16 protein-coding genes are annotated in these 15,587 nt (G+C 68.9%); 5 read left to right on the top strand and 11 right to left on the bottom strand.

Annotation, left to right across the window (positions count from 1 at the left end; translation table 11 throughout):
• The first annotated feature begins 71 nt into the window (after positions 1-71).
• Positions 72-1,421 carry a CitMHS family transporter gene (locus tag FKQ52_RS08555; protein WP_304580189.1) on the top strand — a complete coding sequence of 450 codons (1,350 nt, stop codon included), beginning with the start codon at positions 72-74 and terminating at the stop codon, positions 1,419-1,421.
• A 9-nt stretch (positions 1,422-1,430) separates the two neighbouring features.
• On the top strand, positions 1,431-2,564 hold the full coding sequence (locus FKQ52_RS08550; RefSeq protein WP_141626797.1) for an AbrB family transcriptional regulator: 1,134 nt from the start codon (positions 1,431-1,433) through the stop codon (positions 2,562-2,564).
• Between the two features lie 140 nt (positions 2,565-2,704).
• On the opposite strand, the gene FKQ52_RS08545 is transcribed toward FKQ52_RS08550, so the two are convergent.
• Both FKQ52_RS08545 and FKQ52_RS08540 read right to left on the bottom strand, forming a co-directional pair.
• Complete coding sequence (locus FKQ52_RS08545) at positions 2,705-2,932, bottom strand: hypothetical protein (RefSeq protein WP_141626796.1); 228 nt, start codon at positions 2,930-2,932, stop codon at positions 2,705-2,707.
• Positions 2,933-3,083: 151 nt separating this feature from the next.
• The gene (locus tag FKQ52_RS08540) at positions 3,084-3,863 is read right to left on the bottom strand and encodes a class II aldolase/adducin family protein (protein ID WP_141626795.1); all 780 of its coding nucleotides are present in this window, start codon (positions 3,861-3,863) and stop codon (positions 3,084-3,086) included.
• 88 nt (positions 3,864-3,951) lie between these two features.
• On the opposite strand from FKQ52_RS08540, the gene FKQ52_RS08535 reads away from it, so the two are divergent.
• On the top strand, positions 3,952-4,653 hold the full coding sequence (locus FKQ52_RS08535; protein ID WP_168196815.1) for a Crp/Fnr family transcriptional regulator: 702 nt from the start codon (positions 3,952-3,954) through the stop codon (positions 4,651-4,653).
• On the opposite strand, the gene FKQ52_RS08530 is transcribed toward FKQ52_RS08535, so the two are convergent.
• Genes FKQ52_RS08530 through FKQ52_RS08510 form a run of 5 tightly spaced genes read right to left on the bottom strand, consistent with a single transcriptional unit; the run spans position 4,650 to position 9,769 of the window.
• Entirely contained in the window at positions 4,650-5,726 is a 1,077-nt protein-coding gene (locus FKQ52_RS08530) for a tartrate dehydrogenase (RefSeq protein ID WP_141626793.1), read from the bottom strand. The two genes, FKQ52_RS08535 and FKQ52_RS08530, sit on opposite strands and share 4 nt — an antisense overlap.
• The gene (locus FKQ52_RS08525; RefSeq protein ID WP_240811598.1) at positions 5,723-7,030 is read right to left on the bottom strand and encodes a glycerate kinase; all 1,308 of its coding nucleotides are present in this window, start codon (positions 7,028-7,030) and stop codon (positions 5,723-5,725) included. The genes FKQ52_RS08530 and FKQ52_RS08525 overlap by 4 nt, the downstream gene beginning before the upstream one ends.
• Positions 7,027-8,037 (bottom strand): phosphoglycerate dehydrogenase, encoded by a 1,011-nt coding sequence (locus FKQ52_RS08520; RefSeq protein WP_141626792.1) that lies wholly within the window; start codon positions 8,035-8,037, stop codon positions 7,027-7,029. The genes FKQ52_RS08525 and FKQ52_RS08520 overlap by 4 nt, the downstream gene beginning before the upstream one ends.
• Before the next feature lie 23 nt (positions 8,038-8,060).
• On the bottom strand, positions 8,061-8,384 hold the full coding sequence (locus FKQ52_RS08515; protein ID WP_141626791.1) for a DUF4387 domain-containing protein: 324 nt from the start codon (positions 8,382-8,384) through the stop codon (positions 8,061-8,063).
• A complete protein-coding gene (locus FKQ52_RS08510; RefSeq protein ID WP_141626790.1) occupies positions 8,384-9,769 on the bottom strand; it encodes an acyclic terpene utilization AtuA family protein in 1,386 nt (461 codons plus the stop codon). The genes FKQ52_RS08515 and FKQ52_RS08510 overlap by 1 nt, the downstream gene beginning before the upstream one ends.
• 432 nt (positions 9,770-10,201) lie before the next feature.
• On the opposite strand from FKQ52_RS08510, the gene FKQ52_RS08505 reads away from it, so the two are divergent.
• Positions 10,202-11,176 carry a hypothetical protein gene (locus FKQ52_RS08505; RefSeq protein WP_141626789.1) on the top strand — a complete coding sequence of 325 codons (975 nt, stop codon included), beginning with the start codon at positions 10,202-10,204 and terminating at the stop codon, positions 11,174-11,176.
• Between the two features lie 6 nt (positions 11,177-11,182).
• On the opposite strand, the gene FKQ52_RS08500 is transcribed toward FKQ52_RS08505, so the two are convergent.
• Together FKQ52_RS08500 and FKQ52_RS08495 are read right to left on the bottom strand one after the other, a co-directional pair.
• A complete protein-coding gene (locus FKQ52_RS08500) occupies positions 11,183-11,383 on the bottom strand; it encodes a DUF2842 domain-containing protein (RefSeq protein WP_141626788.1) in 201 nt (66 codons plus the stop codon).
• Positions 11,383-11,634 (bottom strand): transglycosylase, encoded by a 252-nt coding sequence (locus FKQ52_RS08495; protein ID WP_141626787.1) that lies wholly within the window; start codon positions 11,632-11,634, stop codon positions 11,383-11,385. The genes FKQ52_RS08500 and FKQ52_RS08495 overlap by 1 nt, the downstream gene beginning before the upstream one ends.
• 134 nt (positions 11,635-11,768) lie before the next feature.
• On the opposite strand from FKQ52_RS08495, the gene FKQ52_RS08490 reads away from it, so the two are divergent.
• Entirely contained in the window at positions 11,769-12,839 is a 1,071-nt protein-coding gene (locus tag FKQ52_RS08490) for a COX15/CtaA family protein (RefSeq protein ID WP_141626786.1), read from the top strand.
• 42 nt (positions 12,840-12,881) lie between these two features.
• On the opposite strand, the gene FKQ52_RS08485 is transcribed toward FKQ52_RS08490, so the two are convergent.
• Both FKQ52_RS08485 and FKQ52_RS08480 read right to left on the bottom strand, forming a co-directional pair.
• Positions 12,882-14,276, bottom strand: a complete 1,395-nt coding sequence (locus FKQ52_RS08485) for an alkaline phosphatase PhoX (RefSeq protein WP_141626785.1) — start codon at positions 14,274-14,276, stop codon at positions 12,882-12,884.
• A gap of 362 nt (positions 14,277-14,638) precedes the next feature.
• Positions 14,639-15,298, bottom strand: a complete 660-nt coding sequence (locus FKQ52_RS08480) for a hypothetical protein (protein WP_141626784.1) — start codon at positions 15,296-15,298, stop codon at positions 14,639-14,641.
• Positions 15,299-15,587: the final 289 nt, after the last annotated feature.

Below are 15,587 nucleotides of genomic sequence, written 5' to 3'. Positions count from 1 at the left end.
CGGCGGAGGGCCTTTCCTGAGCCTTTCGGCCTGCCGGTTCGCCGGCAGGCCGCCCTTTTGAAAGCCGCGCCGTGCCCCTGACCGCTCTTCAAAATCCGGCCCTGCTGGGTGCGGGAATGATCCTGACCTTTATGGTCCTGATCATGACCCGGCGTCTGTCGGCGATCACCGCCCTGATCCTGGTGCCCTTGATCTTCGGACTGCTCGCGGGCGCGGGCGCCGGGCTCGGCGCGATGATGGTCGAAGGGGTAACGGCGCTGACGCCGACGGCGCTGATGCTGGCCTTCGCCGTCCTCTATTTCGGGGTCATGATCGACGCCGGTCTGTTCGATCCGCTGGTGCGGTTCGTGCTGCGGACGGTGGGCGACGATCCGGTGCGGGTCACCATCGGCACGGCGCTTCTGGCCACGATTGTGTCGCTGGATGGGGACGGGGCGACCACGGCCCTGGTCACTATCTCGGCCATGCTGCCGGTTTACCGTCGTCTGGGGCTCAATCCCCTCATTCTTGCGTTGCTGCTGGGGCTGGCCACCTCGGTCACCAACCTGATCCCTTGGGGCGGTCCCACCGCGCGAGCCGCCACGGCCCTGAGCATTGATCCGGCGCTGCTGTTCCTGCCGATGATGCCGACCATGCTGGCGGGCACGGCCTTCGCCGTCTTCGTCGCCTGGCGCATGGGCCTCTCCGAGCGCAAGCGTCTGGGCGCGCTGACGCTGCAGCCCCTGCCGCTGGGGCCCACGTGCGGGATGGCGGTGATGGCTGAGGACGGCGATCCCGAACCGCATGCCGAAGTGCGTCGCCCGAAGCTGTTCTTCTTCAATCTGGCGCTCACCCTTGGCCTGATGGCCGGCCTTCTGCTCGGCCTGGCGCCCTTGCCGGTGATGATGATGAGCGCCTTCGCCATCGCGCTGATCGTCAACTATCCGAGCCTGAGGTCCCAGCGGAAACGGATCGCGGCGCATGCGGAAAATGTCGTCAACATCGTGCTGCTGATCTTCGCCGCGGGCGCCTTCACCGGAATTCTGCAGGGAACCGGCATGGTCGAAGCCATGGCGGCCTCTCTGGTGTCGGCGATTCCGCCCCAGCTGGGGCCGTATTTCGCGCCGATCACCGCCCTGGTCAGTATGCCCCTGACCTTCTTCATGTCTAACGACGCCTTCTATTTCGGCATCCTGCCGGTGATGGCCGAGACGGCCGGCCACTATGGCGTGCCGCCGGAGGCGATCGCGCGGGCGTCCCTGACCGCCCTGCCGGTTCACGCCATGAGCCCGCTGATCGCGGCCATCTATCTGGTCTGCGGTCTGCTCAAGGTCGATGTGGGGGCCGCGCAGCGGTTCTCGCTCAAGTGGGCCGTCCTGGCCTGCCTCGTTCTGATCGCGGCGGGGCTGGCCTCAGCCGCCTTCCCGTTCCGGGTCGGGTGATCGCTCTCCATGACGCCTGAGACGGGGGACCGCGGCCCGACCCCGCTGTCCCGTACTTGGCGATGGGCGGCCCTGGTGGCCGTATCGGCGGCGTTCGTCCTGATGCTGCAGGCGATCCGCGCGCCGGCGGCGCTGCTGCTGGGGCCTATGGCTGCCGGTCTTCTGTTCGGGCTGAGAGGCGCGACGATCCGGCCGGCTCCGCTGGTCTTCGGCGCCGCCCAGGCCCTGGTCGGTTGCCTGATCGCCGCCTCGGCGACGGCCGGGTTCTGGGGCGGGGTTCTCGCTCATCTTCCCCTCTATGTCGGGCTCGCCGCCTCGACCCTGGCCGTCTGCCTGGGGTTCGGTTGGGTGATGGCGGCCCGCGGATGGCTGCCGGGCACGACGGCGATCTGGGCGCTGGCCCCGGGAGCCTCCACCGCCATGGTCCTGATGTCCGGAGCGTTGGGCGGGGATCGGCGTCTGGTCGCCATCATCCACTATCTGCGGCTGCTCATCGTCGCCTTGCTGGCCATGGGGCTCGCCCAGCTGAAAGGGTCGGCCCCCGCCCACCCGCCCGCGGCCTGGTTCGACTTCGCAGACCCGGTCGGCGTGGGAATCACCTTGGCCTTGGCCGCCGCCGCCGGCTGGGCGGGAAAGGTCTCGAGGATGCCGGCGGGGCCTTTTCTCGTCCCCATGCTGGCGGGTTCGGCGCTGCAGGCCATGGGCGTGCTGCGTCTCGAACTGCCGGTCCTTGTCGCGGCGTTCGCCTATGCCGTGGTCGGATGGAGCGTCGGCCTGGGGTTCACCCGCGAAGCCCTGGCCTACAGCGCACGCATGCTGCCGCGCGTCCTGGCCGCCTTGGCGGCGCTGCTTGCCGGTTGCGGGGGGCTGGCGGTCGGGGTCAAGGTGATCACCGGGGTCGACTGGCTGACCGCCTGGCTGGTGACCAGCCCGGGGGGAACCGACACCATCCTGATCATCGCCACGTCCACGCCGGTGGATCTGCCCTTCATCCTGGGAGGACAGCTGGTGCGTTTTCTGATGGTGCTGGCGATCGGTCCCTTCCTGGCGCGGAGGCTGGCGCAACGCCTGACGCGCGAACCGCCCACGCCGTCGCCCCGCCGCAAGATCCTCCCTGATCTGTTCCGCCGAAACCGCTCATGACCGCTGACATCGGCCCCCGCCATCGCGACCCTCTAGGACGTCCGCCTCCTGGAGGCCGCCGGATGGCCATCTGACCTCCCGGCCTCGACCTACGGCGTGCTCCGGGCCTCCGCCGGGCGCTTCGGGGACAAGCCGCCGTCTCATTCTTCCTGGAAGCCCAAGCTGGCGCGGCGCACGCATTTCGCCGAGGTCGCCAATGCCTGGCTGACTTCGCGCATGATCGTGTCGGGCCTGGCGTTCGACGCCTTCAGGCTTGTGCCGGAGCTGTTGATCCAGCCCCTTTTGGTGATCGTCAGCGGCCGGCGCGGATCGACGGGCCAGTACGTGGCGGGCGAGCGGCTGCACGCCCTCTCACCCGCCACGGACAAGGCCCCCCTTCGTGGTGGAGGACGCCGGCCATTGCGACCTTTGCGACAAGCCGGGATACGTCGGCCCCGCGGTCGATCAACTCGCACCCTTCTTCGCCCGCCACCTCGTCGGCGGGTGGGATACGCCAGCCCGCGCCCGGCGGGTCGATGACTAATCCTGATAGCCCGTTGCCTTGCGGTCGAGTTTGCGCAGGAGCGCCGGCCAGGCCACCCGTTCGGCGATCATCTTCGCCTGGGGTGAGCGGGCCTGGGCGCGGACGGTCTCGACGGCGCCCGCCGGGGGGTCGTTCAGAGCCTGGCGACCTGCGGCGAGCATCAGGACCTGGGCCTCGCAGGCGCGTTCGAGGAAATACATCCGGATGAAGGCCTCCGCCACGCTCGATCCCACGGTCAGCGTGCCGTGGTTCCTCAGGATCAGGGCGTTCCGGTCGCCCAGGTCAGCGACGATGCGCTCGCGTTCATCCAGGGCGTCGGCGATGCCTTCGTGGTCGTGATAGGCGACATCGTGATGGGCGATCATGGCTGTCTGGGTGTGGGGCAGAAGGCCTTCCTTCATCGCCGAGACCGCTTGGCCGTGCGGCGTATGCAGATGAATGACGGCCTGGGCGTCGTCGCGGGCGGCGTGGATGGCGGAATGGATGATGAAGCCCGCCCGGTTCACGGCCCCGGGCGCGCCGTCCACCGGCTCGCCGTTCAGATCAATCTTGATCAGGTTCGAGGCGGTGATTTCCTCGAACATCAGGGTGTAGTCGTTGATGAGAAAATGGTGCTCCGGACCGGGGACACGCGCGGACAGGTGGGTGAAGATCAGGTCGTCCCAGCCGTGAAGGGCGACCAGCCGATAGGCCGCCGCAAGGTCGACGCGGGCGGCCCATTCCTCCGGCGAGACCCGGTCCCGGACGTTTGAGGCGGTCTTCAGAAGCGCTGTCATGATCATTCTCCCTATGTGCAGGGTGCAGACTAGCGACGGCCGCGCCCGGGATTGTCGCCTGCGCGACAATCAGCGACAGTACGCCGCGATGACCATCCTTCCCGCCCGCACTTTCCTGATGCTTCAGGATCCCTGGTTCGGGGCGATCCCGGAGGCGCGCCGTACGGCCCTGCTGGACGCCGCCGTTCTCGTCACCCGGCCGGACGGCGCCCGGATCTACGCCACCGGAGATCCGCCGAACGGTCTCTGGGGCGTCGTGGAAGGCCGCGTCAGGCTCCTGGACTATCCGGTCGCGGGCGCTGAGGTCCTGGTGCAGAGCCTGGGGCCGGGAGCCTGGTTCGGCGAGCTGTCGACCCTGGACGGCGGTCCCAGGCCCCAGGACGCCGTCGCATCCGGGCGAACGACCCTGATGCACGTGTCCGACGCCGCCTACCAGCGGTTGGCCGAACGCCTTCCGGCCCTGCATCACGATCTGGCGCTGCTGGCCTGCGCGCACCAGCGCGCCGCCCTGGCCTTCATCGGACAGCGGGTGGTGCAGGCTCTGCCGGCCCGGGTCGCGGCCGCCCTGCTTGGCGCAGCACAGGACGTGGGTCTTGCGCCCCTCGCCATTCGCCAGGCGGAACTGGCCCTGATCGTGGGGGTAAGCCGGCAGACGCTGAATCGCACGCTGAAAACCTTCGAGCGAGGCGGCGTGATCCGGATTCACTACGCCCGCATCGAGATCCTGGACGCCGAAGGCCTCCGGCGCCTGGTCCGCACCGGCGGCCTGGATGGCGCGTCGTCCGCCTAGCGGACCGCGGCCGCGATGGCCTTGCCGCAGTCGATCGTACCGAGCGGCCCCCCGAGGTCGCGGGTCCGCAAGGCGGGGTCGGCCAGGACCTGTTCGATCGCGGCGACGATGGCGGCGGCGGCGTCCCGCTCGCCCAGATGGTCCAGCATCAGGGCGGCCGACCAGATCTGGCCGACCGGATTGGCGATCCCCTGGCCGGCGATGTCCGGCGCCGAACCGTGGACGGGCTCGAACAGGGAGGGGAAGGTCCGCTCCGGATTGATGTTGCCCGCCGGCGCGATGCCGATCGTGCCGGTGCAGGCGGGACCCAGATCCGACAGGATGTCGCCGAACAGGTTGGAGGCGACGACCACGTCGAACCAGTCCGGATGTTGCACGAAATGGGCCGTCAGGATGTCGATATGGTATTTGTCCCAGCGCACTTCGGGATAGGCCGGGGCCATCGCCTCCACCCGCTCGTCCCAATAGGGCATGGTGATGGAGATTCCGTTGGACTTGGTGGCCGAGGTCAGGTGCTTCTTCTCGCGCCGCCGGGCCAGGTCGAAGGCGTACTTCAGGATCCGGTCGACGCCCGTGCGGGTCATGACCGTCTCCTGCAGGACGATCTCGCGGTCCGTGTCGGGGAACATCCGGCCGCCGATGGAGGAGTATTCGCCCTCGGTGTTCTCGCGCACGACATAGAAGTCGATGTCGCCGGGCTTTCGGCCGGCCAGGGGGCTGGGCACGCCCGGCATCAGCTTGACCGGACGCAGGTTCACATACTGGTCGAACTCCCGCCGGAACTGGATCAGCGAGCCCCACAGGCTGACGTGGTCCGGCACGGTCTCGGGCCAGCCGACCGCGCCGAAGAAGATGGCGTCATGACCTCCGATCCGTGCCTTCCAGTCGCCCGGCATCATCTGACCATGCTCCAGATAGTAGTCGCATGAGGCGAAGTCGAAAGGGTCGCAGTCCAGGGTGAAGCCGTAGCGGGCGGCCGCAGCCTCAAGCGCGCGCAGACCCTCCGGCACGACCTCCTTGCCGATGCCATCACCCGGAATGACGGCGATGCGGTAGTGACGGTTCGGCGTCATGTCGGCTCCTTGGACGGGGCGGGCGGTCCCTCGATCAGGATCGCCCGGAAATCATTGACGTTGGTCCCGGTCGGCCCTGTGACGACCAGGTTGTCGAGGCTGTCGAAGACGCTCCAGGCGTCGGTCGAGGTCAGGGCGTTGCGCGCGTCCAGACCCAGCGCCTGGGCCCGGCGCAGGGTGTCCGGCGCGATCACGGCCCCGGCGTTGTCTTCGGACCCATCGATACCATCGGTGTCGGCCGCCAGGGCATGAACGCCAGGAACGCCCTGAAGGGCGAGGGCTAGCGCCAGAAGAAACTGGGTGTTGCGCCCGCCGCGGCCGCCGCCGCGCACCGTAACCGTGGTCTCGCCGCCGGAGAGGATCACACAGGGCGGCCGGACAGGCCCTTCGCCGGCGAGGACGCGTCTGACCAGGGCGGCGTGGTCGGCCGCGACGGCCTCGGCCGAGCCTTCGATCGCGCCGCCCAGCACCAAGGGTTCATAGCCCTGGACCCGGGCGACCACGGCGGCAGCGCTCAAGGCCTGGTCCGCGGTCGCGATCACCCGCAGATCAGGGAGATGATCCGGGTTCGGCCAGGACGTCTCCGAGCGAGGGTCCCCCAACCAGTCGAGGACGCCCTGAGGCGCGTCAGGCGCATGGCGGGCCAGGATCGCCAGCGCGGCCTCCCGGGTTGTCGGATCGGGCAGGGTGGGGCCCGACGCCAGCACGGACGGATCGTCACCGGGAACATCGGAGATGGCCAGGGTCACCAGGCGGGCGGGGCGGGCCAGATCGGCCAGCCTTCCGCCCTTGACCGCTGAGAGGTGTTTGCGGACCGTGTTGATCTCCGAGATCGTTGCCCCGCTGCGCAGGAGGGTCCGCGTCACCGCCTGCTTGTCCTGAAGGGTGACGCCGGGCGCCGGTGCGCAGAGGAGCGCCGAGCCTCCGCCGGAAAGCAGACAGACCACGAGGTCCTCGGCCGTCAGATCCTGCAGTTCCGCCATCAAGGCCTTGGTCGCGGAGACCCCGGCGGCGTCGGCGACGGGATGGCCGGCTTTCAGGACGGTGATGCGTCCCGGGGAGGGGTGAGGGCCGTACGGGACAATGACGAGCCCCGATAGCCGTCCGGTCCAATGGGCCTCGAGCGCACCGGCCATTTCCGCCGCCGCCTTCCCGGCCCCGATGACGACCGTGCGGCCGACGGGCGGATCAGGAAGACGGGACGGCAGAACGAAGCGCGGCATGGCGGCGGCGACGGCGACATCGAACAGATGTCTGAGCAGCCCTTCAGGCGGCCGCCCTGCGGTCGGGGCGGAGGTCGTCACGCCGGAGCCACGGCCCGTCCGTCGGCGACCACGCAGGCGGCGGGCGGGCTGCCGCCGTCCAGGACGGCGACTACGTTCATCGCCGCCACCCTGTTGGTCCGATCCAGGCCCTCGCGGGAGGAGGCCGCGGCATGCGGCGTGGCGACGACGTTCGGCAGCGCCAGCAGGGCCTCGGTGGTCGGTCGATAGCCCGGATCGCTCTCGCTCATGAAGGTGTCCAGTCCCGCGCCCGCGATCGCGCCCGAGCTCAGCGCCTCGAGCAGGGCCAGGTCGTCGACCAGACCGCCCCGGGCGGCGTTGATGAGGAAGGCCGTGGGCTTCATCCGGGTCAGGGCGGCGGCGTCGATCAGGAACCGGGTCTCTGCGGTCAGGGGCGCGTGCAGGGTGACATAGTCGGATCGGGCAAGCAGATCGTCGAGGCCGACGGGCGTGAGGCGGCCGCCAAGGTCCTCCACGTCGAAGGCGGGGGTGTTAACGAGGATCTCGGCCTCGAACCCCTGAAGGCGTTGCGCCACGCTGCGGCCGATCCGGCCGAGGCCGACGATGCCCACGGTCTTGCGGTAGAGATCGGAGCCCATCAGGATCGACCAGTCGCCGCCCAGCATCCGGTCCTGGCTTTCCCGAAACCGGCGGCCCAGCGCCAGCATCATCGCGACGACATGATCGGCCACGGAGGCGTCATTGCCGCCTGCGGCGATGCAGGCGACGCGGCCAAGGTCGCGCACGGCGTCGGTATCGACCCGCTCATAGCCGACGCCCCGCCTGGAGATCACCTGGAGCCGGGGCAGGGCGGTCAGCAGGTCGCGGGTCACGCGGGCGTGGCCGACGATCCAGCCCGCCGCTCCGGCCAGCAGGCCTTCAAGCTCGGCGGGGGTGAGGTCGCCGTCGCCCTTTCCGGGCGGTAGATCGGCGATGACGACCTCGCAGCCGTGCTGCTCCAGCCAGGCGCGTGTCTCGGCGTCGAAGAAGCGTTGGGTGACGACGACCCGGCGGCTTGAGGACGACATGGGGTTCTCCGGGCGCGGCGGCGCTATGCGGTGACGGGCGCGCCGAGTTCGACGTCCAGAAGCCGGACGAACTGCTGGCCGCAGTGCATGTCGCGCTCGACCATTCCGCCCTGGGGGGAGGAGCGGGCATAGGAGATCTTGACCACTTTCAGGCTCGGCACGGAGAATCGCTTCACCAGCGCCGGGTCCGCGCCGAAAAGGCGTTCGATCAGTTGCGGCCCCAAGGCCGGGCTGTCGGCGTATTTCGCGAACCCGTCCGCATCCTTGAAGAAGAGATCGAAGGTCACCCAGTAGGGACCGGCGTTCTTGGAGCGCACATGGTGGCAGACGTCATTCACGGTCGGCATCAGGCGGCCTCCACCTTACGCAGGTCGACCCATTCGGTGCGGACCAGCGCCATTGGATCGTCGACATGGACCACATGGTTCAGCTTGAATTCGTAGACCGGACCCCGGTCGATGTCAGCGGGCGTGAAGGCGAAGCCGTAGCTCGGCAACTCCTTGTCCATGGAGAGCGGGAAGTGGAAGAAGTAGGGGTTGCAGGCCTTGGCGATCTGCGACGCCATCTCCTGGCTGTCCGCCGTGGCGACGAACAGGACGCCGATCTCCCGCGGCGGCGGCGTCCCCTCCGGCGGCTTGTCGCCCGAGACCGCGTTCCAGCCGTACATGCGCAGCGAGATGTGAAAATCGCCGGCGGCCTCGCCGATGGTGCTGTGAACCCGGTGGTAGAGGGCGCCCAGCATCTTGTCGTGGAACTCGTCCACCCGGGCCATGACCTCAGGGTCCTGGATCCCGATCAGCATGACCGTCTGGTACCGGCTGGCGGCGGCGCCCTCGAGCTTCATCGTATAGGGCCTGGGCTCCCAGACCGACCCGGTGACCTTGACCGTGCGGTCATCGATCGGGGTGTAGACCGCGTCGGTGACGTCTAGCACCCCGCCGGGCTCGGTGAGGCGGAACGGGTCGCTGTTCTCATACAGCATGTGGGCCGACACGCTTTTGGGGTCGCAGCGGTTGTTCTGCGTCAGGGGCTCGACTTCGAAGCCGTCCTGGCTGATCGAGATCAACACGCCGGACCCCCGGTCGCGGTAGACGGTGCACTGGGCGCCGCACTCGGCCACCTTGCCCGCGTGCCAAGCGGGGCCCGCAGGCGCGCCGTGCAGCAGGGCGAAACAGGCCAGCACCGCGGTGTCGGTTGTGCGGCCGCCCAGGATGATGTCGGCGCCCGCCTCAAGCGCAGCCATATAAGGCTCGGGTCCCATGGCGGCTACGATGTGCTCGCAGGCGTCGATCGTAGCGTCGTCGAGCGGGCCGAGCGGGGGCAGCGGGGTGATGCGGCCCTCGCCGTTCAGGGTCTTGAGCGTCGTCTTGTCCTGTTCGGAGTACAGAAGCGCGATGCGGGGCGTGATGCCAAGTTCGCGTGCGACCTCGAGGACGATGTCGCGGGTCCAGTCGAGGTTCTTGTCGCCGCCGGCCTGACCGCTGGTGCCGATGACGACCGGTATGCCCGCCTCGGCGCCGGCCCTCATCAGGATCGTCAGGTCGCGCTTGACCGAGCCCTTGTTGTTCTTGGAGATGCCGAGGGCGAGATAGGCGGCGCCGCTGTCGGTTGAACCGGCATCGGTCGCGATGGCGTGCGCCCCTTTTGACAGACCGTAGCGGATTTCTTCCTCAAGCGCGCCGGCGCCTAGCGAGCCGGTGGGCACGATTATCCTGATGGTCTCGCCGGGCATTCCTGGATCCTCGCAGGGCATAGGCCGCTCGCGGGCGGCTCTTGCACCGTGTCTAGACCTTGTGAATGCAATGGGTCAACGGATTGGATGCAAAATGAAGGTCGAGATGGCGATCCGCCTTTGGAGATCCCGGGTCTTCAACCTGCCGTCAACCGCACGGATGGAAACGGACCAGGTGTTCAGGCCCGCTGTGTGATGGACTCAGTTTAGCTCGGTACGCGGCGTTTCCTCTGCGAGATCGTCGAGCTGTTAGGGGGCTTGAGAATCCGGTCCCCGGTGATGCCACAGGCGAAGATCTGGCTGATAGGCCGCGGGCGCGGTTCGAGCGCTGTCCGCCGGCGCTTCATGGACGATGTTTAAGGTGCCGCCGGACCGGACGGCTGTTAGCCCTTGAGGATCGCGGGCTGGCGATCAGGGCTGTCGGGGGAAGAGATGTTGCGCATCCTGTCGTGGGCGAAGGCCCTGTTCACTGTCGCGGTCCTGGGGCTGGCGGCCCCGGCGCTGGCGCAGTCGCCTCAGTCGGCCCCTCAACTGGCCCTGCGGAACGACGGACGTGAGTTCGGCTTCCTGTGGCAGGCGGCGCGGTTCGGCGACCGGACTGAGCCGCACGCCGCGCTGATCGTCCCGGTCCGGATCGAGGGCGCGCCCAAGACCCTGTACATGCAGTTCGACCTCGGGGCGCCGTCGACGGTGCTGATGAAGGACAAGCTGGACAGCCTGACGGAACGCCTGCCGGGTCTCGCCGCCGGGGCGGACGGGGCGGTGAACCGCCTCGTCTTCTCGATGGGAGAGGTGCGGGCCGAGGCCGCGAACGTGCGCGTCGTTCAGGGCGGGTCAAGCGGAGGCATCGCCTGGGACGAGCCGGACCGGATCGACATCATCGGCACCGTCGGCGCCGATCTGCTGCGGGGCCGGGTTCTGGTGATCGACTATCCGCGCAACCGCATCTTCGTCGGTCCCGCCGCGCCGGAAGGACTGGTCGGGGCCGGTCAGAGCATCCCCTTCATCTTCACCCCGCGCGGCGTGATCCTGACCGGAATGGTGATCGACGGCGAGGCGAAGAACATCATGCTGGACACCGGATCGAGCGCCTTCGCCCTGCTGACCAGCCATGAGGACTGGCTGGCCAAGACGAACGGCGGGGCGGGCGAGACCAGCTTCCCGGTCAACTCGTGGGGCCGCACCCTGACCGCCCATGTCGCGCCGAGCGGCAGCGTCGCGCGCTTCGGCGACACCACGGTCCCGCTGGGCGAGGTCGCCTATATGGAGGGCGTGGACGCCGCGCAGGCCAACGCCATGCGCGCCTCGGGCATGGGCGGAATGACCGGAAACAAGCTGTTCGTGGACCGGATACTGGTGCTGGACGCCGCCAACGCGACCTACGCCGTGGTCGTGCCCCGACCGTAGGGCGGCTCAGTCCTTGCCGCTCTCGGCCCATTTGAACAGCGGATAGAGGGGCACGCCCCAACCGACGCCGCCGACGGCGAAGAACAGCAGGTCCAGCAGCATGCCGGCCGGGAACAGGCCGCGCAGGGCGATGACGCCCCAGATCCACAGGGCCAGAAAGGCCAGAACGCCGATCATGGCGATGAAGCGTCGGGTGCTGCCGCCCATCAGCGTTTGCTGCGGAAGAGGAAGAAGGCGACCAGGGCGACGGCCGAGCCGATCATCGACCACAGGACCCAGCCCCATTCGTCCATGGTGGAGACCCCGAACACCCGCACGGCGAGGAACCAGCCGGCGACGGCGCCCGTGGCCGCGACAAGCGAGGTGGCGAACAGACCGCGACGGCCGGTCAGCAGATCGGCCAGCCAGGCGAGGGCGAAGGCGGCCACGACGGCGGTGACGATATCGGCGTACTGCAAACGGCCTCTCCACGTGCGGCGACGATGCGCCGAAAAGCGACTCGATCTCGCCCTCATGCACGGGCATACCGCACAGGTCCGGGCGCGGCGAGTGGCGCGGCCGGCAGTGTAACGTTCGGAACGGCAGGCGTCGAATGAAGCGTTTTGGCGGTAGGGATCAGAGCCGGTCGGTGGCGATCTGGTTGTGGACCGTGGCGGTCATGGTGTTCGCCATGGTGGTGGTCGGCGGCGTGACGCGCCTGACCGGCTCAGGCCTGTCGATCACCGAGTGGAAGCCGATCATGGGCGCGCTGCCGCCGATGAACCACGCCGACTGGATGGACGCCTTCGAGAAGTACAAGGCGATCCCGCAGTACCAGCAGGTCAATGCGGGAATGAGTCTGGCCGAGTTCCAGGGCATCTTCTTCTGGGAGTGGTTCCACCGCCTGCTGGGCCGGTTGATCGGGGTGGTCTTCGCCCTGCCGTTCTTCGTCTTCCTGGCGATGCGGAAGCTGCCGCGCCGCCTGATCCTGCGCTGCGTGGTCCTGCTGGGCCTTGGCGGCCTGCAAGGGCTGATCGGCTGGTGGATGGTCACCAGCGGACTGAGCGAGCGCGTGGACGTGGCTCCCGAGCGGCTGGCGACCCATCTGGGGCTGGCGCTCATCATCTTCATGGGCCTGATCTGGACCGGGCTGGAGGCCTGGAACGGGGAGGAGCATTCGCGCTCGCCCGAGGGCTGGAGCCGGGGCGCGGCCATCCTGCTGGGCGCGGTCTTCTTCCAGTGCCTGCTGGGCGGCCTCGTGGCCGGGGCCAAGGCGGGCTTCGTCTATACCGACTGGCCGCTGATGAACGGCGACCTCCTGCCGCCGGTGGAGTGGGGCAAGGGCGCGCTGGCCTTCCTGCACGATCAGGCGCTCGTTCAGTTCAACCACCGCATCTTCGCCTATGGCCTGCTGATCGGCGGGACGATCTATGCGGTGCAGGCCTGGCGCTGGCGGCTGGCGGAAGGTCTGGGTGCGAGCGCCTTCGTGGTGGCCGTGGCCCTGTGGCTGCAGGCGGCGCTGGGCGTCATCACCCTGATGCACGCGGTGCCGATGTGGCTGGGCGGGCTGCATCAGGCGGGCGCAGCCCTGGTGCTGGCGGCCGCGACGGTGAACCTGTGGCTGGTCCGCCGGTCGCAGCCCCGGTTGTTCGTGTCGGGGCCGCGGGTGAGCGGGCTGTTCTAGATCGCATCGTCTCCCTTCCCCCATCGAGGGGAGGGCTTGAGGTTACGCCCGCACGCTCTCCCACGGCCCCCGGATGGCCAGGGTCATGCCGGGGTACATGATGTTGACGAACAGCACCTCGCCGTCGGGCGAGAAGCAGGCGCCGGCGAACTCCGAGTTCCCCCGGAAGACGTTGCGGGCGATCACATAGATCTGGCCCTCGGGCGTGACGCCCTTCAGGTGGTTGCGGACCTCGTCGGAGTAGTTGTCCTCGCACAGGATCAGGTGACCCCAGGGCGCGATGGTGATGTTGTCGGCCATGTTGGCGACCTTCCTGTCCGCGCTCTCGACGAACAGCTGAAGGCGGTCGGCGGCGCCGTTCAGGCCGGGGACCAGACGCATCACCTGACCGGCGCGGATCGGACCGCCCGAGGTGGCGGTGAAGTACATCTCGTCGTCGCCCCACCAGATGCCTTCGCCACGGGCGATCAGGGCTGCGCCGTCGCGGTGGCCGCGCCGGCGCAGGTCGCCGGCGGGGTCTTCCACGTCGTGAAGGTCGATCCACTCGATCTCGCGCCAGTCGCCGACGGCCCAGCTGCGCTGACCGTCCTGATTGCGGGTGTCGGCGGACGGGGCGCCCTTCCAGGCGAGGGCCTGCAGCTTGCCGCCCTCGGCCAGCTTGCCGGGGACGTTCGGGATGAAGCGGTACAGCAGGCTGTCGTTCACATCCTCGGTCAGATAGGCGTAGCCGGTGCGCGGATCGATGCAGACGGCCTCATGGTCGAAGCGGCCCATGGCCTTCAGCGGCACGGGATCGACGGGGCCGGTGGCGGTGGCGGGCACCTCGAACACCCAGCCGTGGGCCCTGGTCACGTCCGCGTCTGCGGGGGTCTCGATGGTCTCCTCGCAGCTGAGCCAGCTGCCCCAGGGCGTCGGGCCGCCGCAGCAGTTGGTCGAGGTGCCGGCGAGGGTCAGGCGATGGCTGACGGCCTGACGGGTGGCGAGGTCATAGATCAGGGTCGAGCAACCGCCGGGGAGGGGACGGCCGTCCTTGTAGGTGTCGAACGCTTTGGAGGCGTCCAGTTGACCCAGCCGCTCCTGATGCAGGCCGCCGGGACCGAGGTTGCGGTGCAGGCTGCTGGAGCCCTTCAGCTCATGGTTCATGACCAGCGCGACCTGCGCGCCGTCCAGCGGGAAGCAGGCCATGCCGTCCGGCTGGCCGGGGACGAACAGGCCGTCGTCCATGGTGTCGCCGCTCTGGGCGATGACCTGATAGGTGAAGCCCTCGGGCAGATCGAGCAGGCGGTTCGGATCGGCCTTCAGCGGGCCGTAGCCGTGGATCTGGTTCAGGTAGGTCTCTTCAACGGCGGAGGTCTGGGCGGCCGCGTGGCGGGCCAGACCCGAGAAGGCGAGGGCGGCGCCGCCCGTTCCCATGAGGTTACGACGGTTCAGACGCATGGGCGGGCACTCCGGGAGGACACTGCGGCGCTTATGGCGGGCGTCGGTCAGGGTTCTGTGACAGTGGGCGCGGCGGATTGTCCTGAGGGTGTGGGGTGTCGGGTGTGGGGCGTGGGGTTTGGGGGGCTTTGCCGCTATCGTCATCCCGGACAAGCGCTCGCGTAGCGGGCGCGCGATCCGGGACCCAGCGGCGCCCGCGAGGGCGAAGCTGTCGGGAGCGCAGGCCGTAGCGGTTGTGCGCCAACCTTCACGCAGCCGTTTTTGGCGGCTTCGCGCCGCCCTTCGGTCGCCGCCGTCGCGGCGCCGCGGGGTCCCGACTTTCGTCGGGAATGACGATAGCAGTTTGGGCGTGAGATCACCCCTCACGGCGGTCCCGCGAACGGCGCGCCGCCGGGGAGGCCGGGCAGGACCCCGGTGGACGGGGGAGACGCCGGAGACGATGAAAATACACCGTCTATCCCGTCTATGTCGTCTATGCCGTCTATCGGATCGTCCATCAGGGAGGCCGCGTAATCGGCCCGCGCGCCCTGGAGGACGCGGTCGGCGAAGGCGCGGTCGCGGCGGCTGGCGGCCTGAAGACGCTCGACCTGCGCGGCCCTCTGACGCCGCTCGATCTCGGCCGCCTCGGACTGGATGACGGTGTGCACGCGGCGCCAGCGCAGGGCCTCCATGGCGTTGCCGTGCAGGACGGCGCGCATCATCCGCTGGAAGGCGACGACCGACAGCTCGCCCAGCGGAATCTGCTCCAGATCGCCGTCGACGCTCTCCTCCAGCGCCAGCCCCTCGTCATCGCGGTCCAGCCCCCGGGGCGTGGTCAAGGGCTGATCGGTTCGCCGCCAGCCCTCCTCGGCCGCGCGCTTGCGCAGGGTGCTCAAGCCCACGCCGTAGCGGCGGCAACAGGCGGGCGCGGACCAGCCGGCCAGATAGTCCGCGCGGACCTCGTCCCAGACGGCGTCGGGAAGGACGGCCTGTCCGGCGTCGGCGGGGTCGGTCGGGGCGGGACGGGGAGCTGCGTCGGTCATGGGAGCCTCCGGGGATGGAGGCAGGATAGAACGCCGGTACGTCATTTTTGGACGTAGGGGGAGTGGGGCGTGGGGCGTGGGGCGTGGGGTGTCGGGTGTCGTGTCGGAGGGTGAGGTGCAGGTGACGGCGGGTCAGGAGAGTGCGCGGGACACCCCACACCCCACATCCGACACCCCACGGGGCGCCGAAAAGATGTGGTATTTTAATACCGTTTCGACTTTTCCGTTATTTTACAGGTATATATTGCGAGGCCGGCGCGCAGATCGGCGTTGACCGATGATCCGCCTT

It is taken from the genome of Brevundimonas sp. M20 (genome assembly GCF_006547065.1).
In the GTDB taxonomy this organism is placed as follows: Bacteria; Pseudomonadota; Alphaproteobacteria; order Caulobacterales; family Caulobacteraceae; genus Brevundimonas.
Note: the sequence above shows the minus strand (reverse complement) of the source record. Positions and strands in the feature narration are given on the sequence as shown.